Raw genomic sequence first — 22,425 nt, 5'->3', positions numbered from 1 at the left:
GTTTACAATCCTTTTTTACCTTCCAGCCAATAACCCTGGGAAGAAATAGTGCCCAGGGGTTTATTTTTTAATACCTTTCTGAATGTCTGAATAGATTTTACATTGCCGACTAATGCGAGATTTGCGGCATGCCAAGTATCCGTTTGAAATAATGGTAAACTACTTATCCATTTTTCATCTCTGAATGATTTGTCCTTCGGGAAGACCGTGTAATTTTCTAATGCAAAAAGCCCGGGGACATTCTTATTTTCTTCGTCCAGCTCAAAATAAAATTGAAATTGATGCCTGTTCTCTTTCAGCAATGGCATAAGGGCATAGGCAACCCCAAGTGAAGTTTCATCTCCAAAGAAAAATTGCTGTTTCCGTTTGGGTTCATATAGTTTTTTTCCCCGCGGCGGACTGATAAACAAATCATCGCCTACGTTTAGACTGTCAATGAATTTACTGCCAATTCCATTACCGTGAATATGAAAAATAATATCAAAAACGCCGTTTTCTTTGTCATGATACGCAACCGTGTAATTTCTGAATTCGATTTCACTGACACGAATTACAGAAGCATATCCAATGGAAAAATTCCAGTCTGATATATCACCTTTAAAACAAATCTTCTTTACTTGAGGACTTAAGGAAGTAATTTGAACAACCGTTACATTGGGGCTTAATTTGTTACCAAATAAGCCGATCAACCATTTTGGCATGCTTGAAATCATTGCTTATCAAATTTAAATATAATGCAAAGCAACAATAAATTCCGGTTTCAGGCAATGTGAGAAAACAGTAAGCATTGGACTAAATGCGGTTTTTGTTTCTGAATACCAAAGCGGACATTCCGGCCACTTTGGTAAACATCCGCGAAAAGTAAGGATAGTCGTCATATCCCAATCCGCTAGCAATCTCCTTCACCGATTTATCCGTATAATAAAGTAAACGCTTGGCTTCCAAAATTACCCGTTGTTGTATGTGCTGCGAGACAGAATACCCTGTAGATCTTTTTACACACTCATTCAAATATGGGGAAGAAATATTTAATTGTTGAGCATAGGCTGTCGGACTTTTAACTGTGATGTAGTTGAGTTCCAATATTTCTTTAAATGCTTTGGTTACTATTTCGAATCTTGAAAGCTTATCTATCGACTTTAATTGACCTAAATATTGTGCAATGATTAATCCGGTTAAAGTAGAACAACTGTCGGCAAACAAGGAATGGTATAGCTTTTCGTCTTTTTTATCCGATAGTTTTAAGCAAAGGGATACGGCTTCGGAAATCAAAGAAAATGCTTCTGCTTTTAATATCAACGGTTGCGCAGGAGTAATGTCTTCCAGCAGTTTTAAATACTCGGGATTAAGATTTTCATTACTGATCGCCCACATGCTTACTGCTGCGTTATTAAATGCTAAAATTCGGTGCACTTGGTTTTGACGAATGAAAACAACGGATGAAGGATTTACGACATATCGCTTAAAGTCAATTTCAATGGTTGTTGTACCTTGCTCCTGCAAGCAACACAAATGATATTCATCTCGATGAGCTTCTTTTAAATCATCGAACTGTTCTAAGCCTTCGTATAAATGAAAATCCTCGCTTGTCATTTTCCTTATAAAGACACCAATGCCGAATTCGGCTGTCATAGCATTTATGGGTATGGAAGATTTTGCAGGCATTGATTTTTCTATTGTTCCGTAAAATTATAAATTAACTATTTCCAATCAGCATTTAGTCATTTCGAGTATTGCATGTTTTTTGTCTCGTCTACTAAACGCATATACAGATTGGATACAAGCAACCTAAGCAATTATCATCTAAACAGATTTCAAATTATCACCATCTCTAAAATTAAGTCTTCGAAAAACCAAACCAGAAAGAATAGTGAGCACACCAACAATAAGAAATGTGTATCGAAAGGCGTTGTGAATCTGATTATGAATGAACTTAGTATCGCCTTCAAAGATTTTCAGAATAATCAGCCCAAATGCGATCCCGAATCCTACAGCAAACTGTTGGTTGACAGATACCAACGAATTACCACTGCTCGTCTGAAAGGTACGGAGGTCGGCGATTGTAATCGTGTTCATTGATGTGAACTGAATAGAGTTGAAAAAACCAAGCAACAATAGAATTGGAACATACCAATAAATGGAGTTGTGAATACCCGGTATGGCCAGGCTACAAATCAGTATACCAATAATAAATGTATTTACCATCAATGTTGAGCGGTAACCAAACTTATCCAGGATCTTTATAACAACTGATTTCCCAAAAATCGAGGTGAGCGCCATTGGTGCAACAATCCAGCCGGAAGTAAATGCCGACCGGTCGTATGCTATCTGGATCATAAGCGGAACCAAAAGCGGAATTGAACTGATTCCCAATCTTGTCGCGAGATTCCCCAAAATGCCGACCCGAAACGTACGGACCTGAAAAAGATTAAGCGGGAATATAGGATTGTTATCTTTTCTGGCATGTTTGTAATAGAAGAACAACATGAGAAATCCCAATAAAAATCCCAATAGCACAGGAGTGATATTATTTGCATTGCCAAATAGTTCCAACGAAATTGAAAGTAACAAAGAGGCCATTGCAAAAATGAGAAAGCCTTTCAAATCAAAGTCCGTGATTGGGGATTTGTAATTAGGCATATATTTTAAACCTAAAATAATCCCTAAAACACCGATTGGAATATTAATCAGAAAAATCCAGTGCCAGGACAGGTAATCGACAAGATACCCACCAACCAGAGGTCCCAGGACAGGTCCGATCAATGCCGGAACAATTGCATAATTGATTGCTTTGAGCAGTTCTTTTTTATCGAATGTTTTGATGAGCGCTAATTTTCCAACTGGAGTCATCAGACTACCTCCAACACCCTGAAAAACCCGGGCAATAACCAATTCGTTCAGGTTTTGTGATAACGAACAGAAAAGAGAACCAAGGGAAAATAAAAATAATGACGCAATAAAAACATGCTTAGTACCGAATTTATCTGCCAAAAATCCGCTGACAGGCATAAATAAGGCCAATGTCAAGACATAGCTTACAATCGCATTCTGCATGTCAAGTGGAGATTCATTGAGATCTCTGGCGATAGCCGGTAGAGATGTATTGAGAATCGTAGAATCCAGCATCTGCATGAAAATCGCAGTGGCTAATATCAATGGAAGAAATTTTTTAACGGAATCTGTATTCATGTCTCTGCTTAAGATTGCTAAGTAAGAAAAGCCACAATGTTGTATAACAATTTATACCAAAAGTATCATCTACAATAACAATAGTAGATATTAATCCCAAATCATGTATGCAAAATTCATTGAACTAATATCGTATCACAAAATACACATTTGGATACCTTCCAAAGGTAATGAATGTTTTAACATCTACATAGGAAAAGATAACCTGACTAAAGATCAATCTGACTTTGTGAATTGGTTTTGTATTATTCTTCTTAACCACACCGTTTAATGGACGACCCGTCCTTATTTTGAAGACCATCCCGATGTGGCCATCAGCTTCATCAGCCAACATAGGGAAAGCGAAAATAAATATATGAGGAAGTCTGTAGGAAATTCATTGAGAGATATCAGCAAAAAGCATGGAGTACTATTAAAAAGGAAACGGAAACATGGAACTTAAAAGATGAAAAACTTGCAATGATGTGTCTTCAAAGTTCACGACTGGAAGCTAGGCAAAGTGCTACACGAGAGACCATTTTGTTTGAAGATCAGGACAGGACACTTTGAGATCAGTCGCTCATAAACCGCAGCAATTATTTCCTTATAAAGTCTATAGAAGATAAGGTCATATCCAGGTATCATTTAGAAGCAGGTATCGTCTATTGGCATAAAACGGAGAGCCAACAAAAATGGAAATATATACTTGATCTGTACGATGAGCTCCTGCTTATTGAGTACGCTCCGATCACTGCTTTAAATAGGACGTTCGCTTTTGCAAAGGTTTATGGAAGCGAAAATGCAATCGCTGTATTGGAAAAGCGGGATCTGGTCCGTAATGAATATTACTATATGTTACTGGGCAATTTATACGCAACAAGTGATATTCCCAGAGCGGTACGGCATTACCAACTTGCACTGGAGTTATCGAAATCAGCAAACGAAAAAGAAATGATTGAAAAGCAAATTAAAAATCTTTCCAAACCATAATATATATGAGGTCAACTTTCAGTTAAGACATAATTTTCATATACGAAGTATCGCCAAGCTTCCTGATAATACGCTTACCTTCAATATTTTGCTGCAAGAAGGAAATGCTTCCACTTACGCCATATAGTTCTATAGCATTCAGCGCTTCCAACTCCAGACCGAGCCACATTACATTAAAAATACTTAATGTGTCACCATGTGATATCAAGATAATGTTTTCGGCAGCATCACTTAAAACATCATCGTAGAAGGGATACAGACGCTCCCATACATCACTCCGGGATTCTGCATCATCAAAACACCGGTCAAATACAGTCAATTCTTCCCTTTCAATATTTTCTTTCAACCAGGCAACTGACTGACCGACTGCCTTTCCCAGACTGCGCTCTTTTAAGGCATCTGAAAACTGAGGTGTGATCAGTAATGTGGCACCTATTATCTCAGCAGTTTCTTTGGTACGCAATAGTGGCGAAGAATATAATAAATACGATTTACCTTCCACTTCCTTTCCAAGGTTAAAAGCAATATTTGACGCCTGCTCCCGACCGCTTTCAGTAAGCGGCCAGTCTGTCCACGAGCCGATCATCCCATTGATATGATGCACAGATTCAGGATGCTGTATAGTGATTATGTTTTTGACTTTACCCATGATATTTAATAGTCGTAAGTTTGTCTAATTTAATGTTCAAATTAGTAAAAAATAGGGGTATCTAAAATTAAAAGAATGAAAAATGTTGAAGCTATAATTTTTGAGCGGGGAGCAGGATCGAACTCCAGTCCGCCAGCTGGCGGATATGAATCCTGATAAATAACTCTTTCAAAACCACTAAAAACAACAAAAGCAGACACTTTCGTATCTGCTTTCTTGTAGCGGGGAGCAGGATCGAACTGCAGTCCGCCAGCTGGCGGATATGAATCCTGATAAATACCCCTTTCAAACCACTAAAAACAACAAAAGCAGATACTTGCGTATCTGCTTTCTTGTAGCGGGGAGCAGGATCGAACTGTAGTCCGCCAGCTGGCGGATATGAATCCTGATAAATAACTCTTTCAAAACCACTAAAAACAACAAAAGCAGATACTTGCGTATCTGCTTTCTTGTAGCGGGGAGCAGGATCGAACTGCAGTCCGCCAGCTGGCGGATATGAATCCTGATAAATACCCCTTTCAAACCACTAAAAACAACAAAAGCAGATACTTGCGTATCTGCTTTCTTGTAGCGGGGAGCAGGATCGAACTGCCGACCTCAGGGTTATGAATCCTGCGCTCTAACCAACCTAAAGTGCTTATTTATAATAATTTAAAATCCACAAAAAGTAAAACTGTAAATCATTTGTAAAGTTTTCAACTTGCATAATAACAAAAGTTTCTGTAAAAACATGTTAAGAAACATCTATCTACACACCTTGACAAAACAAATATACACCCCTTTGTAACTTATTAATAATAAAAAAAAGTAAAATTTAAATGTTTCTTATTTGCAACTTTAAGAAACATTATATAATTTTGTTTTCAATATATCGATTCAATTATTGTATTCATAAAGTTGCTTATATGAAATATTCAGAAACATTTAAAGATCCATTAGCTAAAGCTTTAAAGATCTTACAGCAAAAAATTCCAGAAGGTCAATCTGCTTCACTTTCTGAATTAGTAACAAAAAAAGGAGGAGAAAATAGTCTGAAGATAGCCGTGATGAAACTTATAGATGCTGGTTGGACTGAATATGAATTCACAGAGGATTTTAAATATGTTAAACGATTAAAATTACCGGATTATGCAAAAGATTACTTACAAAAAATTTGGCCAAAAGAAGCTTTTGGTTCAGCAAGTTATTGATGTTGTAAAACTCGCATCACTACTATTATTAGCTATAGGTCTTTATTTAACACTTCAAATTTTAGAATCATGGATTTAAATATGAAATATTCTGTTCCATTCCCTGTAGATCTTTTGAAAAGTATTGGGTTTGAAGATGGGGGAAATTGTTGGGGTGATGGTTGTGAGAATTATAGAACCATTTGGTTAGGAAACGGAATAACTATAGATGTTGTTTCCATGCGTAAAGTCTTTCTTCAATGTGACAACTCTTACAAAGAGCTCCCTGAGGTTAATGATATATCAAAGCTGATAATCATCTTGAAGCTTTTAGGAAGTAAGAGTCCTATTGATTTCGAGGTCCTTCAAATCTATCCTGGAATATATGACATTGCTCCAGAAAGGGAGGAAATATGAAGCATAAATATCCTCTAAAGACCAGAGCATTTGCAATGGAACTGTTGCACAAAAGCAACACTATTGTTGAGGTTTCACATAAGATAGGGTGCGGAATTCGTACTGTTTCTCGCTGGTACATGGATTACTTAGGATATAGAGGAAAGGAAGGAATCATTGAAGTTAAACAAAGCAAACTTAATTCCCCCAGGCCCGTATAGAATGGGCTCAGCGGACAGAAGCGAAAATGAAATTTTAAAATCCTAAAATTATGTTTAATAAAGATTTTTTCCCTACACCAAAAGAGGTGATACATCAAATGCTTGCCCCATATGAATTGACAGGTAAAACAGTGCTTGAGCCGAGTTCAGGAAAAGGAGATATTATAGATGAAATGGTGGAATTAGGCGCAAATGTTATATGCTGCGAGCTTAATGATGATTTAGCTCTGCCGGAATCAATTAAAAGATAGACTGCATGATGAACTTAACCGATAAACTAACAATAACTAACGAAGACAACATGGTTATGATGTCTCGCTATCCTGAGAAGTACTTCGATTTGGCAATTGTGGATCCTCCTTATGGGATTGGACCTGATTGGAAAAAACGTAAGAACACTGCCGATAAGTATAAGGGCTCATATCAGAACGAGTCTATTCCTGATGAAAAATATTTCAATGAGTTAATTAGAGTAAGTAAGAATTGGATAGTATGGGGGTGGAATTATTATACCCAATTCTTTCCTCCTACCAACTATCTAATTGTTTGGGATAAAAAAATGTCTGATAAAACTTCGTTTTCATCACAAGTTGAGATTGCAGCAACAAGCATAAAAATTCCGGCAGCTATATATCGTCACTCATGGGATGGAGCTCGAAAAGAATCTGAAACTGGAATTGATAAAATACATCCCCATCAAAAACCCGTTGCTCTTTACAAGTGGTTGTTAGATAAATATGCTAAACCAGGCTATAAGATCATTGACACTCACTTCGGCTCAGGCAGTATAGCAATCGCATGTCACGATTACGGATATGAATTAACAGCTTGTGAACTGGATCAGGAGTACTATCAAAGTGCTATTGATCGCATCCGTAGGCACACTAACCAACTACAACTATTTTGACCCTTATAAAATCTCTCTTACTTGCTTATATAGATGGAGGATAACACACGGATTATTATTTTATTGATTATCTGATTTATTTGTTCGCAATAACCAAATAATTCCAGTCATAGGAAAGCATGTATAAAGAGAAATCATAAATATTGTTTTAAAATTTTCAACATACTCTTCTTGTATATCATCATATTCACTAAACCAATTCGTAAAATTGTTCAAAATTGACAATAAAGTTAAAATCCAAATAAAATTAACGGATATTCTGCCAATAGTAGCAAAATTCCTAATTTTTTTATCATAATATCCTTCCATCTTATTAATCAAATATCAAAAATAAAAATACTAAAACAATCAAAATTAACTTACGGAAACCCGTAACCACACACCAACAATTTAAATTATACTATCGAAATGAGAATATCAGAAGAAAAGATCGTCCAAATAATCGACGAAGCAATAACTACTAATATATATGCTCAGGGTATAGCTATGCGCTGCGATGTTGTCAAGGGCACTAATAAAGACAGGGAATACATTGAGTTCACACCAAAGCCGGGAGAAACGATCAAGCCGGAAGACTGGTTTTGGTTTGGGTACTATCTGAGGGAGTATGTGTCATAAAAATCCGACAGCAATTTGAGTAATATTTTAAAAAAATATATATTTATATCTATAAGTCTAATCAATTATTATAACCCTTAAGTCGAATGAAATTTTTAATTACATTTTTTCTGATAGCATTTCTAACATTTAGCTCGTTTGCGCAAACTAGTTCTCCAAAATGGAATAAATTTCTTTCAGACTTTAAAAAGTTAGAGCAAGAGTATAACACCCATTATCCAGCAAAAGATTATCATACAGCAGCAGCAATTTTAGATAAAATAGCTGCTACATTAGATACTTTACAGTTATCTGAGAAAGAAAAGCAAGATTTTAAACCCACTATCACAGAAATATATGCAAATGTGTACTATAACCTTGCATGTTTACAATCATTACTTAATCAAAAAAAACAAGCTATCACAAGTTTCGAAAAATCAATTAAATGGGGATATACTGATTATCAAAATGCTTTGAACGATGCTGATTTAAATAATATCCGTAAGGAAACCAAGTTTATTAAAGCGTTCAGCCAATTGAAGCAATATGATAAACTATTCTTATTACAACAGTCAGGAAATTATCTTTCGGAAAATTATGAATCTATGCCGGTATTTAAATATGAAGACTCAAATAATCGGAATTTAGTTGAGGTCAAAAATTTCTTCAATTTGGATTCTATAGCTGGAAGTGGAGATGAAATTTCTAAAATCCGAAATATTATGCTATTTGTTGCTAATAACATTAAGTATGACGGAAGCAATTGGGCTTTGTGTGAATTTGATGCCATTGATTTCTATAACTACCACAAGTCGACAGGAAAAGGAATTAATTGTAGACATAAAGCCATGACACTAAATGAACTTTACCTTGCGATGGGATTTAAATCCAGATATGTCACATGTATGCCAAAAGATGACCAAGATACAGATTGTCATGTAATCAATAGTGTATATTCTGAAACATTAAAAAAATGGCTATGGATGGATCCTTCGCATGGTGCTTTTGTAATGGATGACAATAATAATTTACTAAGCATTGAAGAAGTCAGGGAGGGATTAAAAAACAATCAATCAATGAAGCTAAATGCTGAGACTAAAGTAACTAAACTTTGGTATTTGGATTACTATATGGCAAAGAATTTATATTGGATTCAATGCACAAACAAAAGCCAATTTAATACAGAGAGTAGATACCGGCCAGCAGATAAAGATTTGCAATTCATCTCTTTAATCCCAAGTGGATTTGAGAAAGACAGTAATAAATATTTAAAAAATAATGTTATTACTCATAACCCGGCTTACTTCTGGAAATCTCCTGAATAAAAACACTGCAATAGAAAAACTTGTTGATGAAATGCTTTACATGCATGAATGTAATTACCAAGTTAAGGAGTAAGCTAAGTCTTACTCCTTATTTTTTAAAAATTTTTTAAATTTTTCAGGTTGTAATTCCTCCATTTCAATTCTACTTTTAATCCTCCATTCTGCAGATTCTCCATCACCAGATAATGGTACTTCAAGTTGATTATCGTATAAATATGAATTGTAAATCTCATCAGAAGATAACCCTTTCATTTTAGGATTTAACTTAATGAAATCCTCCTTCAATTCTTCTATTTTGCTTTTAATCTGATCCCGAGTAATTTCTTTCATATTCAATGTTTATTTAAATTGTATATTTATACAGACATTTCAGCTATTAAAGCCACACCTCAAATTCTTCAATATCTGTAATATTTTCAGTATTTACACATAAATTCTAAACAATCAGAATCAATAGAAGTTTTATACGAACTTCTATATAATACCCAAACTCGGAAACTTTACGCTTCATAGATTGTTTATAAATGGTCTACTATCATAAAGGCTAATTATAATAACTATGAAAAACCAAAGAGAGAACAAAAAAGTACAGCAAATTGATGATCATGTCATTGATAATAATGGGCGCCTTCTCACCACAAATGATGGTGTTCCAATAGAGGACAACAACAATATGCTAAAAGCAGGCGAGCGTGGGCCTGCTTTGATAGAAGATTTCATCTATCAGGACAAAATGGCTCATTTCGACAGAGAAAGAATCCCTGAAAGAGTAGTTCATGCAAGGGGATCTGGAGCTCATGGAATATTCGAAGCTACAGCAGATATTTCTAAATATACTAAAGCTTCATTTCTTAAGAAAGGTACTGTAACACCACTATTTGTTAGGTTTTCAACAGTTGCAGGATTTAAAGGGTCTACTGATTTAGCTCGAGATGTTAGAGGTTTTTCTGTTAAGTTCTATACTGAAGACGGTAATTATGATTTGGTAGGAAATAATATTCCTGTATTTTTTATACAGGATGCTATGAATTTTCCAGATCTTGTTCATGCAGTTAAGCCGGAACCGAATAATGAAATGCCTCAAGCTGCTTCTGCTCATGATACTTTTTGGGATTTTATATCCTTGATGCCGGAAGCGGCTCACATGGTTATGTGGACCATGTCTGATAGAGCTATTCCAAGATCGTTTCGTATGATGGAAGGTTTTGGAGTTCACACATTTAAATTTGTGAATGCAGAAGGTAAAGGAACATTTGTAAAGTTTCATTGGAAACCAAAATTAGGAGTTCATTCAGTGGCATGGAATGAAGCACAAAAAATATCGGGATTTGACGCCGATTTCCATCGTCGTGACTTATGGGAGAATATTGAAAAAGGAAATTTTCCACAATGGGATTTGGGTGTACAGCTTGTCCCTGAAGAGGATGAACATAAATTTTCTTTTGATTTATTAGATGCTACGAAAATTGTCCCCGAAGAATTAGTTCCGGTGGAAATAATCGGAACTATGACTTTAAACAGAAATCCGGAAAACTTCTTTGCAGAAACAGAACAGATTGCTTTCGATCCAGGTCGCATCGTTCCCGGAATAGATCTTACAAATGATCCACTTTTACAAGGAAGAGTATTTTCATATGCTGATACTCAAAACTACCGTCTTGGTGGACCTAATTTTCATGAGATTCCTATTAATCGTTCAGTGAATGGTAAATTTAACAATCAAAAGGATGGTTTTGGAAGACAGGATATTCTTAAAGGAAATGTTAGCTATTTTCCTAATAGTCTTGGTGGAGGTTGTCCTTATCACGCCATGTTAAAAGGGGAAGATGGATTTAAAAGTCATGAAGAAAAGGTTGATGGCAAAAAAGTAAGACGTAGATCTACTTCTTTTGCAGATCATTTTACCCAAGCTAGATTATTCTTTAATTCTCAATCGAAACCAGAGCAGGAACACATGATTAATGCTTATAGTTTTGAATTGTCTAAAGTTAATTCCGTTGATGTTCGCAAAAGAGAATTAGCAATACTTAATCAAATTGATAAAGAATTAGCTGCACGTGTAGGTGCTAATTTGGGAATTGAACCTGCTTCTGAATTGGATGAACTGACTCTACAATTTGCAAGACAAAATCATCCGGAATATCCTATTAAAACTCCTAAACCGGAAGTTGAAAAATCTGCTGCATTAAGCATGAAAACCAAACCAGGAGAGGGAACCATTGAAACTAGAAAAGTAGCATTTCTAATTGCGGATGGGGTATCAAAAAAATCTATCGATAAGATGAAAACTGCACTTGAAGAAGAAGGAGCTGAAGCTGTATTAATTTCCACAAATGTAGGAAAGGTCAAGTTTAAAGAAGGTGGAACTGCAGATATAGAATTTTCATATTTAACAGAGGCCTCTGTGTGTTATGATGCATTTTATACACCTGAAGGAGATTCTGTAAGTGTATTACAAGACGAACCAGATTATTTGCATTTTATTAACGAGGGCTTCCGCCACTGTAAAGCAATAGCTTTTGCCACTGGTGCTGAAAAACTTATTGATGGAACTTATCTTAGTAAAAATAAAGATTCAGGAGTTATTTTTGAATCCGACGGAAACCTTATTGAAGATTTTATTAAAACAATGAAAGGCCATCGTGTATGGGAAAGGGAAAATACTAGAAAAGTACCTTCATAACCATTGTTTCTCTCTTATCTAGTTTGAAGGTCGTTAAAAAACGACCTTCTTTATTTTATAACCTTCCAGTTTGGATTTACTGGTATTTTTAGAATAGTATAAAAATCATTTGGATTAGAGCACTCGTCCTTAAATTTTTCCGCCTCCATTCTGTCCGAAAAAGTAAATAAAGGGAGGTCATCTCCATCCAAAACTAAGTATTGAAATTCAGTAAAAGTTAAATCAATCTTTTTCATAGTTTATACAAAAAAAATAAATATCAAAAAGTAAGATTTATAGGATAAATTTTAACTAACAACATCTATACCAATTCCATTAATATCTTGATCTATTTCATCCAGCATTTGCGTTATGGCATAAAATAGATCTGTTTCAAAAGGCTGTCCGTAATGCTGTAACCATTCGTCATCATCCTTACGAAAAACATACATTGAAGTCTTTTCCTTATTAAATAAAGTATAGGTATTCGGGGCCATATTCCCTGGCCTTATTTCAACTAATACAGTGCGCCGAGTCCTGTTATAATTGAGCATGGCGTTAATGCGATAAGGAGTCAAGTCTTTCATCACTTTTTCTTTTTCAATTGCACTTGGAAATATTCATCAATTTTCTTTTTGAAGGTCTGAAGCTCAGTATTCATTTGATCCACCCACCTCACCCGGTCATTTAATCCAGAATATGGATCTCGAACTGCAAAATCGCTTGAATTATTACGTTTTCCATCCCTCTCACGTGAATACAATTCCCTTGCAACCTCTTGAAACTCCTCAGGCGTATACCACTTGCCAGCTGACTTATGATATATCCAATATCCACTAACCCTTGCCTCCTTAATTAGAATCTCAAAATTAGCAGGCATCGCAGCATCTTCCCTCTGCTTGTTCAACATAAAATTATTCATAGCACGTCAAAATTACTAAGTTTTTTAGTATTTATACAAGAGGCAGAATAAAATGTTACAATAAAAGGCAGCTAAAAAATTAACTGCCTTTACTTAGGTTAATGAATGGTGAGAGTAATATTTTTTAATAATCCTGATTCTTATAAGCTTGAATCAGTAGGACTAATATCGATATCAAACATATAACGATGATAATCCCAAACAAAAGTAATACGACTACCATATGATTAAAAATTTTAACGAAGTTATATATAAGTTATGATTAGTAAACAATACTGTTAATAAACAGGTATTAATATCTGTAATTTACAGTATTTATACACTTAAAAATGATGAATTCAATTATTACTTTTACAATATCATATTGCAATATTGGTTAACACTTAAGCGAGGTAGAAATATCTCGCTTTAATTTAGCAACTTCATTAAGTTTATTATAGAACTCCGTCCTAGTAGGCTTATAGTTAGTGTTTAAGCGAGGATCTAACCCTCCTCGCTTCCCTTAAGTTATTACAAATTTTACTTGTTTATTCCTCTTGATTACAAGCAGCCATCTAATTTCATAATTCAATTTTTTATTCTTAACATATATTATGATTGTAATTTTTTAGTTTTGAAAAAATTAGCTTTGATTAACAATTATTGATTGTTTTTATGCCCCTAATTCCTTTGAAAAATTATTACTGTATGTTATGAATGCCATTCTAAAATATTGGAAAAAGTTCACATACTTGGGAGTATATTCTGATATGTCCTATATTGAAATGAAGCGTGTAATGATGATTAATCTTATCGCAACATTTTGCTTAGTTCCGACAATTGGTTTTTCTATTATAAACCTTTTCGATCAGAGATATTTGTTGTCAGCTATAAATATTTCAAATACCATATGTTCGGTAATTGTTATTATTCTACAACATCATATGAAGCACAACTCCGCTAAAGCAACACTTTTAATCAGTAATTTTTTTTTCTTTTTTATCGGAGCATTATTATACAAAAATGGAGGTGAATATTTTCTACTTTGTATTATGATTGCCTCTATGTTACTCTATAATGACCGCCGGCTACATTTAATCTTCTGTATAGCAGTAGCTTCCTCAATTGCAATTCTTAATCTATTACCTGTAGATATACCTGCAGAACAATTAGTCCCAAAATCACGTGCAATCTTCAACATTACAAATGCGCTCATATTCATAGTTATTATCGTAAATTTCTTCCTGCAGATTATATATAATAATACTGACATGATTGAAAAACAACGTCAACGTCTACAAGAATTGAATTTAGACAAGGAAAAAATATTTTCTATAATTGCTCACGATATCAAAAGCCCTTTTGCAAGTTTAGAATCTTTAGTACTAATGCTACGTGAAGAAACTATTAATAATAATACGTCAATAGAATATATAGACCAAATCTATCAACAGATTGTACATCAAAATCAATCATTAGATGACTTTCTTAAATGGGGAAGTATTAATTTAAATGGGATTAAAATTTATTCTACTCAAATTTCACTATATCCCTTAATAATGGATATAGTGAAATCCTTCTTGGATAAAATGCAGACAAAGAAACTGAAAGTCAATGTTAAGATTCCTGACCAACAGTATATCTTTGCTGATAAAGATCATACTATTATAATATTTCGTAATTTAATTAGTAATGCTATAAAATTTAGTTACGTATCAGGTACTATTAACATTTATTCCTCTGTTGATGAAAAGTACATTAGAATCCATATTCAGGATGAGGGAATTGGTATAAATTCTCTTAAATCAAAGCTACTGTTTAGTGTTTCTCAACAAAAATCTATAGGGACTGAAGATGAACCCGGAGCAGGACTTGGACTTGTATTATGTAAAGATCTTATCGAACGAAATAAAGGCATAGTAGAAATAGAAAGTGTTTTAGAAAAAGGTTCAGTTTTTACTGTTGGACTCCCCAAGTTTACCGAAATTTAACAAAAATCATAGAATTTTTTTTAGTATATTACGTTGTTTTTAGTTCAAATTACCCTTTAAAAGGTTGATTTATGACGAGGATTTAATGATTCTCGTCATTTTTTTTAGCAAAAAGTAATTATAACATTTTTATTACATACCTTAGCGGCACTTTAGATAATATCACCTATTTAAATGGTTAAATAAACAGCGAGGATTTTCCCCACCTCGCTTTTTTATAAGTGGGAATAAATTTAAATCAACTTAATCCTGTGGTAGGTAGAGACACCACTTTCAGGAATATATAGCGAGGCCTCAACCTCGCTTTTCTTTTATATGTGTTAAAACATTATTATATTAGTGATGTTATAATTTTAAATCATCTATCTTTAAAATATTGGGGATAATGGCGAGGTTTTTATCTCGCCATTATTATTTTCAATAAATAATTTTTAACTCGACAAACGGAACAATATTTGTTTTCGTCTATTTTGATGGAAACATTTAAACTTGATTATAATGAAAATAGCAAGCTCTGGATATGTATTCATCCTGATACCGGAGTTTATTGCCAGTTTAAACAATACTACTTCAGAAGAACTTATGAATTCAATATATTTGAATACAGCACAAACCCTATAGATGAATTATGTGATATAATAGATTCAATGATAACTTGGCTTTATGAACACCATTCTAATAAGTTATGACATCCTTAGAAGAACTGAAACAACTCTTTGAATCCCAAGATCTACCCACAGAGATAAGGATTGCACCACACATGTATGTTACTAATGTAAGAGAATTCCTAAGAGTGAGTTTTAATGCTTGTGAAAGTTGGAAGAAGGAGCTTAATAAATGTCCTTCTTATTTGATGCTCATAAAATTAAAAGAGGCTTTGGAAAATAAGTGAATTATTATTAGTTTAGAATTGTTTATACTCTTTATCACACATCTACCTAATTTAGCGATTATTTATTGATTACTGTAGTAGCGAGGATATTTCCTCGCTAGTATTTTAAAATTTATATCAGGTTTGTTATAATTGTGTTATATTGCATACATATTCTAAATGTCCGATAATGGGACTATATAAACTTTTATGTCTAATATAGTTTTGATAAGAGCTTTTAGCCTAAAAAAGCTCTTATATGCAACATTTTATAATTGAATACAATACGACAGATAGATTGTGGATTTGCATTCATCCAGATTCAGGAGTTTATTGTCAATTCAAAGAACTGAATTTCAATAGAACAAATCATTTTATGTTGTTTGAGTACAGTACTTTCCCGCTTGATGGACTTAATGAAATAGTAGATCAAATGATAACTTGGCTTTATGAACACCATTCTGATAAGTTATAAATTATGCTAATTAAATATAAACTTTTTTATTCCCCAAATAACAACTACAACCCCTAAACCTATCCCAATCCACCAAAATATAAAACTCCAGTTATCCGGTTCACTTTCTTTACTAATCTGTGATAACGACACCTTTTTTCTACCCTGGCTATTCACAGTAGCTTCCTTGTTAATTTCATTATTAGTTCTGCTCTCCTGTTGATCTGTTTTATTTTTATTTTCAGTGTGGTGAATCTTTTCAGATATTGTTGTTTTTTCTCCTGGCTGATCAACTCGGACGTTCAATTGATTTGATATTGAATCTAACATTAATGATATTTTTGTGCCAGCTGAATCTTTCAGTAATATTTCTAAGCCCTTTGGAATTCTCTCTAAAGGAATTGATCCTTTGATAGTGCCGCCTTTCTTTTCGGTAATAGTCGTTCTCTCAATTTCAGTAACTATCGTCCCTTTATCGATAGATAAGTTCTTGCCTATTGAATCAGTCTTAATACTTTCTCTAGAAATGCTATCCTTTTTTTGAGATACTTCAAATGATACCTTTTCAGATTTCTTTGATGACTTACGGAATAGGCCACACCCTGAAAGTGTGAGCATGGCCAATAATATCAATAACTTACTACTCATGGTTCAATATTCTAGTTAATGAATCAACAGAGTTTTTAAGCTCATTCATACTTTTTATCATCTCTACATTAGGACTTCTTTCCAATTCACCAGCAGTTCCAGATGATATCATTACCGTAGTGGCTGCCATTACGATTATAAACAATGCTATTCTCTTCATTTTGTCACCCTTTCTATTAATTTATCTATGTTAGACTTGGTGTTATCCACACTATCTTTAATCGGCTGCAATTGCTCCCTCACAGATATAGGCACCTGTCTTCTGACTTCATCGGTTATCTGCTTGCTCATCTGCTGTGTTATGCGGATATTCTCATTCTTAGCGTCTACGAATAGCCAAATGAATAAGAAAGCAATTACCGTCATAACTGAACACAAAAAAGCCATAGGATTATCCTTAATCCATTTATAAATCTTACCTAAGTCGTTTACCCTATTCCCGATGTAGTCTTCGTTTTCTTTCATTATAAAATCACATAATAATTACCATTACTATCTTTTGCACTTTTTTTCACAATCAAAGATTGCCATGTATTACCAAATGTCTTTTCAAAGTGTGGGTAGTCTTTAAAGCTTTTCCAATCTCCGCCCCATGTCCAACCTTTTGATTTAAAAAAATTAACAACCTTCATGAAATTTATGTCTAAAGCCCAACTTGCCGTTTCGAAAGATCCATTACTATCCTTATCATAAAGAATAACTATATCAAAGGCTAATCCGTAATTATGAATGCTCTGCCCTCCTTTTGCATTAGTGACTTTAGGACGTTTGTTGAATAATTCATCCTGTTCTTTGAATGTCCTGAGAGTCTGAGACAATCTTAATCTAACCCCTTTTGGTAGGGCTGTATTAATCTGGAGATATATTTCTCTTACCTCCTCTCTAATTTTTGGATGCATAAGCTCAATTCTTGCTAAGGTTATCTCATCCGCATATTGCAATCTTCTATCTGCCATTTCCCCTCCTTATATTTTAATCTTCAAAATCAATACTTCTACATCTTTCCCATTGTCTGCGAATGTAGTTTCATATTGCGCTACAACATTACCCGTTGTTCCTGCCTGAATAGCAAGTTTTGAAAGCGATAAAAATTCAGGAGTTGTGCCGTTATATAAAGATGCTCCCTGAACCATATATCGGTATCCGGATTCCACTGCACCGCCATCCAAGACGGCCACACCTCCGCTTATTGTTGCACGCAATGTTATCAGTTGAACTTTATCATCAACGTATGCTTTAGTTATTAAGTCATTAGCCTCAAAAGAGCCTGTGTAACTTGCGTTATAATAAGCTCTTCCGGCGATCATAACTGATCTGGCCGTTGCTCCACTTGGAGTTAAAAAAGTCATACGAGGTTGAGCAGTTGCAGAACCATCAGCTGTACGTATAGTTATCCCTCCACTGGTATTAGCATCGATTGTGGCATATGTATTGGCGGCGGTTGCAAAGGTTATTCCTGTTGGTCTATACACGGCATTAACATTGGCAGTGGTGTAGGCTGTGAAACCTAAACTGGATTGAACATATCCAGCCGTATTTACAGCACCATTTACATCCAATTTAGCTGATGGATTGTTTGTCCCAACACCGACATTCCCATTTGGCAAAATTGTCATCTTCGAAGATGAATTTGTCCAGATATCCAATGGGTGATTCGATTCCGTTCCTACAACACCACTTGTACCTGTGTAGCTTAATAATGCACTTCTGGTTTTATCAGACGTTTTAATAGCCCCGGCGACCTCTAATTTTGCGGTTGGGTCTACAGTACCGAGTCCAATATTACCAAGAGGTGAGATATAAAAATCAAATCTGTTGCCAGATCCATCGTTATTTTGTGAGTAGATTGAAAAGTCACCATTGGTATTTGCATTAGCTTGTAACCAATGTCTGCGAGTGTTGGTATTTCCTGAAGGATTAAAAAATCTTAAAGCACCTTCAGTGTACATATTGCCTACCCCAAAGTCACCGTTTACATGTAATTTATACGCCGGAACAACTGTTCCTATTCCTACATAATTGTTGACGTCCCTTAAAAACAGAACCCCATCCTGAAGGCCGTACCTAACGAAATTCATTCCTTTATAGGTTGGGTCATACTTTAAGCCCCATTTATTATCGGGTCCATCACTACGATTCCACGCAAATGCGCTAGGATCTCCTGGATCAATGACATTACCACGGGAAATAACACTTTGAAGCGTTTCGCTATTCGCTGGAGCTTTCCCAGCCAATGCCGTATTCATCTGATCTAGCCGAACAAGACCTTCCGGATTGATAGCGGGACCTGCTTTTATTTCCCCAGGGGAACTTGATGATGCAGCAGATCGAATGGCAACAGTGCTGGGAGTAGCATTATCTGATGCAAAAAGTTCGCTCCAGACTGAAGGACTAAGGGCGTATAATACACCTCCTGATGTTAAACCCATGTCGCTAGGTAATATCTTCCTGGTTCCGCCTTTACCGGAAGAATTACCCACAATGAATAGTCCATTGGAAACATCAAGATCACCAGGTGCAATAATAACAGATCCAGTCTTACCATTAACAGATGTAACCTCATTGCTGTTAACGGACTTATACCACTTGCCATCAGCACCGTATACCGCCCAATCCCCAACTTTGAAAGTAATATTTCCATCTCCTAGGTTAACAGTACCCGCAGTTGTAACTTCATACACCATTCCTGCATTACCCGTACCATTGCTTAGCGTTGGTGTATTAGTCGATGCATTCCACTGTCCCTCGACTGTCATTACTGAATTAGGAAGTTGATTAGCCGGGACTTTTCCGCCGCCATCCAAAGTAGCAACACCGTTTGAAGCTCCTTTTTCGCTGGTGGAAATCTTTCCATCCAAAGCAGCTTCAAGCCCCTCAATAGTATTGATAGCCTGAGTCCCCGTATGATTAGCCCGGTTCTTAGCTGCAGTGATCATTGCATCGATCTCAGCATCTGTATATCCTGTCCCTACTGTCCAAGTACCACCACCTTGATAGATTGCAAGATTAGTCTTAGTGCCATCTTTGAATGTAGCTATTGCTCCTACTTTGGCCGGATCGTTGTCGCCAATATCCAACAATTGCAGGCTTTCAAAATAAGGTGGGAAAAACGCTTCTGTTATTTCTAAATTGGCATCTCTTGCAATCCTGTCTTGATCTGAAAATCTATTATATTCTTCTAAGGCCATATTATCCTCCTACATATTTAATCCACATTCCACCTTTACTCTTAGGTCTAATATCTATTGGCGTGGATGCATCCGATAGATTAACTGTAATGGGTCCTATATCAACATTAGCTCCTGAGCCACCTGTTAACATTCTCCAGGTGCCATTTGAAAGAAATGATAAGTTCCAAATTGTGTTATTTCGTGAACTCCCTGCAGAGCGATCACTTACAGCTTTAACCCCAAAACTGCCTTGCTGATTAGACTTTAAAGTCACAGAGTTTGATCCATATACTTTTCCTGACTCGGATGGAGCTACAGCTAGTGGAAGGTAATCTCTCCATTCGGCGTCCTCTTCCCATCCGGCCGGAAGCGGTAAACCACCAACCCACCATACCCGTGCATTATTAGTCCCACTAACCGTAGGTTTAAAAACTGACACTATAGATTCTATTTCTGTAAGCCTATCCATGATTGGCTGAAGATTTCCACCGCCACCGCCAGATCCTTGCATACCATCAGGGTATAAAACAACTTCCTCTCCTGCATTTAATCTGAAATCAAGGATAGTAACCGTTCCATCAATCTCATTATATGCTACCTCACCTTTTCTGAAGGTCGCATTCTGAAGCTGTGTGGTGCTAATTGGATAATCCTTTTTACCCAGCAAACGAACATCTGATATGATGGTGTTTGACCCTTCAATAGTTACCTGGTCATCTCCCAGAGATACTTTAAAAGGACTGCCGACTAAAGTTGTGACGCCACCACCACCTCCGCCTGATCCGAAAGGCATTTGATTGATATTTGCCTTCTGTAGCTTTGCAGAGTCTGTATTCCAGACATAGATCAAGTCTGATGACTTGATTTTTTGATCTGATGGATATGGTTCCAGCTCAATGAGCTTCTTTTTTACATGTTCATCTGCCATTTTATAGTTGTTGTAAAAGTTTTACCATTACATTTTTCTTAGGTCTGTTAGCCAGTTCACATGTATATATGAAAGGCTGTCTGACATTTCTCGATAACTTTACTATTCTCTTTTGTGTCAATATTCCCATATCAGGTTCTTCAATAGTGACGCTGTCTGCAATTCTTAAAGTTTTCCCTGTTCTTTTGAAATAAAGAGGGTTACAGACTACAGAGTATGTATCATTTTCTGATGGATCATTTCGCTGATCCATATATTCAATAGCTTTCTGTCTCAACGTCTGTTCCGCAGCGGTAACCCATGCATTTGACATTCTGATATCGAATACAAAAAAAGTATCTCCTACCTCCGGCTTTATATCAGCATTTGGAACTTCCCAAGCTTTATCCTGTGTATTTTTATTTATCGTAAAAGTCTTGGTGGTATGATTATAGCTGCTGATTTCGAACTCATATCCTGCCAACTGCCCTATTTGAAATGAAAGCTTAGCTTTAACATCCGGGATCAACTGAGAGTTAATATCAAAAGGAAAATTAGCATCTGTAAACCTTAGTATGTTCCCCGAATCTACGGATGTGATTGTTCCTAAGTTCATTGGAAATATATCATCAAAAGTCATACTGTCTTCCCAGATGCCGTATTCCTCTATCTGTCTTTCTATATAAGGAAGGTCTCCAACGGTTAACCTTGTCAGACCTCTTCTGTATGGATTAGGTAAGTTTTTATCTGAGCCATATACATAAAGCCTAGTTACAATATTGCTGTTGTCCTGAGGCTTCTTTTCAAGAGAATAGAGAGCTTCTCCTTCTCCCTGTTTCATCACTAAGCCAGTTGCACTTTGTTTTCTGTATAGATGGATCGTCCGCCCTTCAATTAACCATTCTGTATCGAATGCTTCCGCCAGGGTAGATAAGGCTTCAAGGCAGTTTTGATTTTCAAAGGAAATATTCTTTATTTCGCTATCTACAACATACCCAAGCTTCCAACCTTCACCAGGGAAAACTCTTTCTATATTTCGCAATAGCAAAGTCATGAATGTCTCTGCCTTATCATTAATGAAAAATGGGTTTTTGAAGTACTGACCAATCAGATTGCTTTGGAGAAATTCAACCCGGCCGAGCTTACACTGTTCCCCTTCCATAGACAGCGTATATTGGTAATCCCTTTTCCCTTCTTTGCTAACTGTTGGAATCTGAGTTAAGTAATATGTTTCTCCAAGGATCTCTGCATAGTCCATCCTTTTGAACTCTCTATAATATGGCAGCTCAAAAGAAAGATTAATGAAATTTCCTCCTGATACTTCTTTCTCTTGAGTAACCGTATCCATAGGCTCTACAACAGCAATAATTGATATCCCTCTTTTGATCGTTATCATGTC

25 protein-coding genes are annotated in these 22,425 nt (G+C 35.6%); 10 read left to right on the top strand and 15 right to left on the bottom strand.

The window, feature by feature from the left end; genetic code table 11:
* Positions 1 to 2: 2 nt before the first annotated feature.
* The 3 genes from HMPREF0766_RS01285 to HMPREF0766_RS01275 all read right to left on the bottom strand — a co-directional run bounded on the left by HMPREF0766_RS01285 (position 3) and on the right by HMPREF0766_RS01275 (position 3,189).
* Entirely contained in the window at positions 3 to 713 is a 711-nt protein-coding gene (locus HMPREF0766_RS01285; protein ID WP_081454821.1) for an FAD-binding oxidoreductase, read from the bottom strand.
* A gap of 79 nt (positions 714 to 792) precedes the next feature.
* The gene (locus HMPREF0766_RS01280) at positions 793 to 1,632 is read right to left on the bottom strand and encodes an AraC family transcriptional regulator (protein ID WP_236590570.1); all 840 of its coding nucleotides are present in this window, start codon (positions 1,630 to 1,632) and stop codon (positions 793 to 795) included.
* 171 nt (positions 1,633 to 1,803) lie between these two features.
* Complete coding sequence (locus tag HMPREF0766_RS01275) at positions 1,804 to 3,189, bottom strand: MFS transporter (protein ID WP_002993014.1); 1,386 nt, start codon at positions 3,187 to 3,189, stop codon at positions 1,804 to 1,806.
* A gap of 459 nt (positions 3,190 to 3,648) precedes the next feature.
* Here HMPREF0766_RS01275 and HMPREF0766_RS22695 point away from each other — a divergent pair, with 459 nt between their 5' ends.
* The gene (locus tag HMPREF0766_RS22695) at positions 3,649 to 3,738 is read left to right on the top strand and encodes a hypothetical protein (protein WP_428834888.1); all 90 of its coding nucleotides are present in this window, start codon (positions 3,649 to 3,651) and stop codon (positions 3,736 to 3,738) included.
* A 442-nt stretch (positions 3,739 to 4,180) separates the two neighbouring features.
* On the opposite strand, the gene HMPREF0766_RS01260 is transcribed toward HMPREF0766_RS22695, so the two are convergent.
* Positions 4,181 to 4,807, bottom strand: a complete 627-nt coding sequence (locus tag HMPREF0766_RS01260; protein ID WP_002993009.1) for a histidine phosphatase family protein — start codon at positions 4,805 to 4,807, stop codon at positions 4,181 to 4,183.
* A gap of 905 nt (positions 4,808 to 5,712) precedes the next feature.
* Here HMPREF0766_RS01260 and HMPREF0766_RS01250 point away from each other — a divergent pair.
* The 6 genes from HMPREF0766_RS01250 to HMPREF0766_RS01215 all read left to right on the top strand — a co-directional run bounded on the left by HMPREF0766_RS01250 (position 5,713) and on the right by HMPREF0766_RS01215 (position 9,422).
* Positions 5,713 to 5,997 (top strand): hypothetical protein, encoded by a 285-nt coding sequence (locus HMPREF0766_RS01250; RefSeq protein WP_002993006.1) that lies wholly within the window; start codon positions 5,713 to 5,715, stop codon positions 5,995 to 5,997.
* Between the two features lie 69 nt (positions 5,998 to 6,066).
* Positions 6,067 to 6,393 (top strand): hypothetical protein, encoded by a 327-nt coding sequence (locus HMPREF0766_RS01245; protein ID WP_002993004.1) that lies wholly within the window; start codon positions 6,067 to 6,069, stop codon positions 6,391 to 6,393.
* A gap of 250 nt (positions 6,394 to 6,643) precedes the next feature.
* Complete coding sequence (locus HMPREF0766_RS01235; protein ID WP_002993001.1) at positions 6,644 to 6,844, top strand: class I SAM-dependent methyltransferase; 201 nt, start codon at positions 6,644 to 6,646, stop codon at positions 6,842 to 6,844.
* 5 nt (positions 6,845 to 6,849) lie between these two features.
* Positions 6,850 to 7,500 carry a DNA methyltransferase gene (locus HMPREF0766_RS01230; RefSeq protein ID WP_002993000.1) on the top strand — a complete coding sequence of 217 codons (651 nt, stop codon included), beginning with the start codon at positions 6,850 to 6,852 and terminating at the stop codon, positions 7,498 to 7,500.
* 408 nt (positions 7,501 to 7,908) lie between these two features.
* A complete protein-coding gene (locus HMPREF0766_RS01220) occupies positions 7,909 to 8,118 on the top strand; it encodes a hypothetical protein (protein WP_002992998.1) in 210 nt (69 codons plus the stop codon).
* An 86-nt stretch (positions 8,119 to 8,204) separates the two neighbouring features.
* Positions 8,205 to 9,422, top strand: a complete 1,218-nt coding sequence (locus HMPREF0766_RS01215) for a transglutaminase-like domain-containing protein (RefSeq protein WP_002992997.1) — start codon at positions 8,205 to 8,207, stop codon at positions 9,420 to 9,422.
* Between the two features lie 81 nt (positions 9,423 to 9,503).
* On the opposite strand, the gene HMPREF0766_RS01210 is transcribed toward HMPREF0766_RS01215, so the two are convergent.
* A complete protein-coding gene (locus HMPREF0766_RS01210) occupies positions 9,504 to 9,752 on the bottom strand; it encodes a hypothetical protein (RefSeq protein ID WP_002992996.1) in 249 nt (82 codons plus the stop codon).
* A gap of 229 nt (positions 9,753 to 9,981) precedes the next feature.
* Here HMPREF0766_RS01210 and HMPREF0766_RS01205 point away from each other — a divergent pair, with 229 nt between their 5' ends.
* On the top strand, positions 9,982 to 12,105 hold the full coding sequence (locus HMPREF0766_RS01205; RefSeq protein ID WP_002992995.1) for a catalase: 2,124 nt from the start codon (positions 9,982 to 9,984) through the stop codon (positions 12,103 to 12,105).
* Between the two features lie 50 nt (positions 12,106 to 12,155).
* Here HMPREF0766_RS01205 and HMPREF0766_RS01200 read toward each other — a convergent pair whose 3' ends face one another.
* From HMPREF0766_RS01200 to HMPREF0766_RS01190, 3 genes are read right to left on the bottom strand one after another with little or no spacing between them, the layout of a single operon-like run.
* Positions 12,156 to 12,341 carry a hypothetical protein gene (locus tag HMPREF0766_RS01200; RefSeq protein WP_002992994.1) on the bottom strand — a complete coding sequence of 62 codons (186 nt, stop codon included), beginning with the start codon at positions 12,339 to 12,341 and terminating at the stop codon, positions 12,156 to 12,158.
* 51 nt (positions 12,342 to 12,392) lie between these two features.
* A complete protein-coding gene (locus HMPREF0766_RS01195; RefSeq protein WP_002992993.1) occupies positions 12,393 to 12,671 on the bottom strand; it encodes a hypothetical protein in 279 nt (92 codons plus the stop codon).
* Positions 12,671 to 13,006, bottom strand: a complete 336-nt coding sequence (locus tag HMPREF0766_RS01190) for a hypothetical protein (protein ID WP_002992992.1) — start codon at positions 13,004 to 13,006, stop codon at positions 12,671 to 12,673. Before HMPREF0766_RS01190 ends, HMPREF0766_RS01195 begins: the two co-directional genes overlap by 1 nt.
* Before the next feature lie 692 nt (positions 13,007 to 13,698).
* On the opposite strand from HMPREF0766_RS01190, the gene HMPREF0766_RS01185 reads away from it, so the two are divergent.
* Both HMPREF0766_RS01185 and HMPREF0766_RS22690 read left to right on the top strand, forming a co-directional pair.
* Entirely contained in the window at positions 13,699 to 14,976 is a 1,278-nt protein-coding gene (locus HMPREF0766_RS01185) for a sensor histidine kinase (RefSeq protein ID WP_002992991.1), read from the top strand.
* A 685-nt stretch (positions 14,977 to 15,661) separates the two neighbouring features.
* Positions 15,662 to 15,868, top strand: coding sequence for a DUF6965 family protein (locus tag HMPREF0766_RS22690; protein ID WP_002992989.1), 207 nt, complete (start codon positions 15,662 to 15,664; stop codon positions 15,866 to 15,868).
* A gap of 460 nt (positions 15,869 to 16,328) precedes the next feature.
* Here the strand turns inward: HMPREF0766_RS22690 and HMPREF0766_RS01165 are convergent, their stop codons facing one another.
* The 7 genes from HMPREF0766_RS01165 to HMPREF0766_RS01140 are packed head-to-tail and all read right to left on the bottom strand — an operon-like array spanning position 16,329 to position 22,422.
* Positions 16,329 to 16,949 (bottom strand): hypothetical protein, encoded by a 621-nt coding sequence (locus tag HMPREF0766_RS01165; protein ID WP_002992987.1) that lies wholly within the window; start codon positions 16,947 to 16,949, stop codon positions 16,329 to 16,331.
* Complete coding sequence (locus tag HMPREF0766_RS22315) at positions 16,942 to 17,109, bottom strand: hypothetical protein (RefSeq protein ID WP_002992986.1); 168 nt, start codon at positions 17,107 to 17,109, stop codon at positions 16,942 to 16,944. The genes HMPREF0766_RS01165 and HMPREF0766_RS22315 overlap by 8 nt, the downstream gene beginning before the upstream one ends.
* Positions 17,106 to 17,414: a hypothetical protein gene (locus HMPREF0766_RS01160; protein ID WP_002992985.1), complete on the bottom strand. Its 309-nt coding sequence runs from the start codon at positions 17,412 to 17,414 to the stop codon at positions 17,106 to 17,108. The genes HMPREF0766_RS22315 and HMPREF0766_RS01160 overlap by 4 nt, the downstream gene beginning before the upstream one ends.
* Positions 17,414 to 17,905 carry a M15 family metallopeptidase gene (locus tag HMPREF0766_RS01155; RefSeq protein ID WP_002992983.1) on the bottom strand — a complete coding sequence of 164 codons (492 nt, stop codon included), beginning with the start codon at positions 17,903 to 17,905 and terminating at the stop codon, positions 17,414 to 17,416. The genes HMPREF0766_RS01160 and HMPREF0766_RS01155 overlap by 1 nt, the downstream gene beginning before the upstream one ends.
* Before the next feature lie 9 nt (positions 17,906 to 17,914).
* Complete coding sequence (locus HMPREF0766_RS01150) at positions 17,915 to 20,137, bottom strand: hypothetical protein (RefSeq protein WP_002992982.1); 2,223 nt, start codon at positions 20,135 to 20,137, stop codon at positions 17,915 to 17,917.
* A gap of 1 nt (position 20,138) precedes the next feature.
* A complete protein-coding gene (locus tag HMPREF0766_RS01145) occupies positions 20,139 to 21,047 on the bottom strand; it encodes a hypothetical protein (protein WP_002992981.1) in 909 nt (302 codons plus the stop codon).
* Position 21,048: 1 nt separating this feature from the next.
* Positions 21,049 to 22,422 (bottom strand): phage tail protein, encoded by a 1,374-nt coding sequence (locus tag HMPREF0766_RS01140; RefSeq protein WP_002992980.1) that lies wholly within the window; start codon positions 22,420 to 22,422, stop codon positions 21,049 to 21,051.
* Positions 22,423 to 22,425: the final 3 nt, after the last annotated feature.

The sequence above is a fragment of the Sphingobacterium spiritivorum ATCC 33861 genome (assembly GCF_000143765.1).
Taxonomy (GTDB): domain Bacteria; phylum Bacteroidota; class Bacteroidia; order Sphingobacteriales; family Sphingobacteriaceae; genus Sphingobacterium; species Sphingobacterium spiritivorum.
The sequence above is the reverse complement of the archived record's forward strand: the minus strand, read 5'-3'. Positions and strand labels throughout refer to the sequence as shown.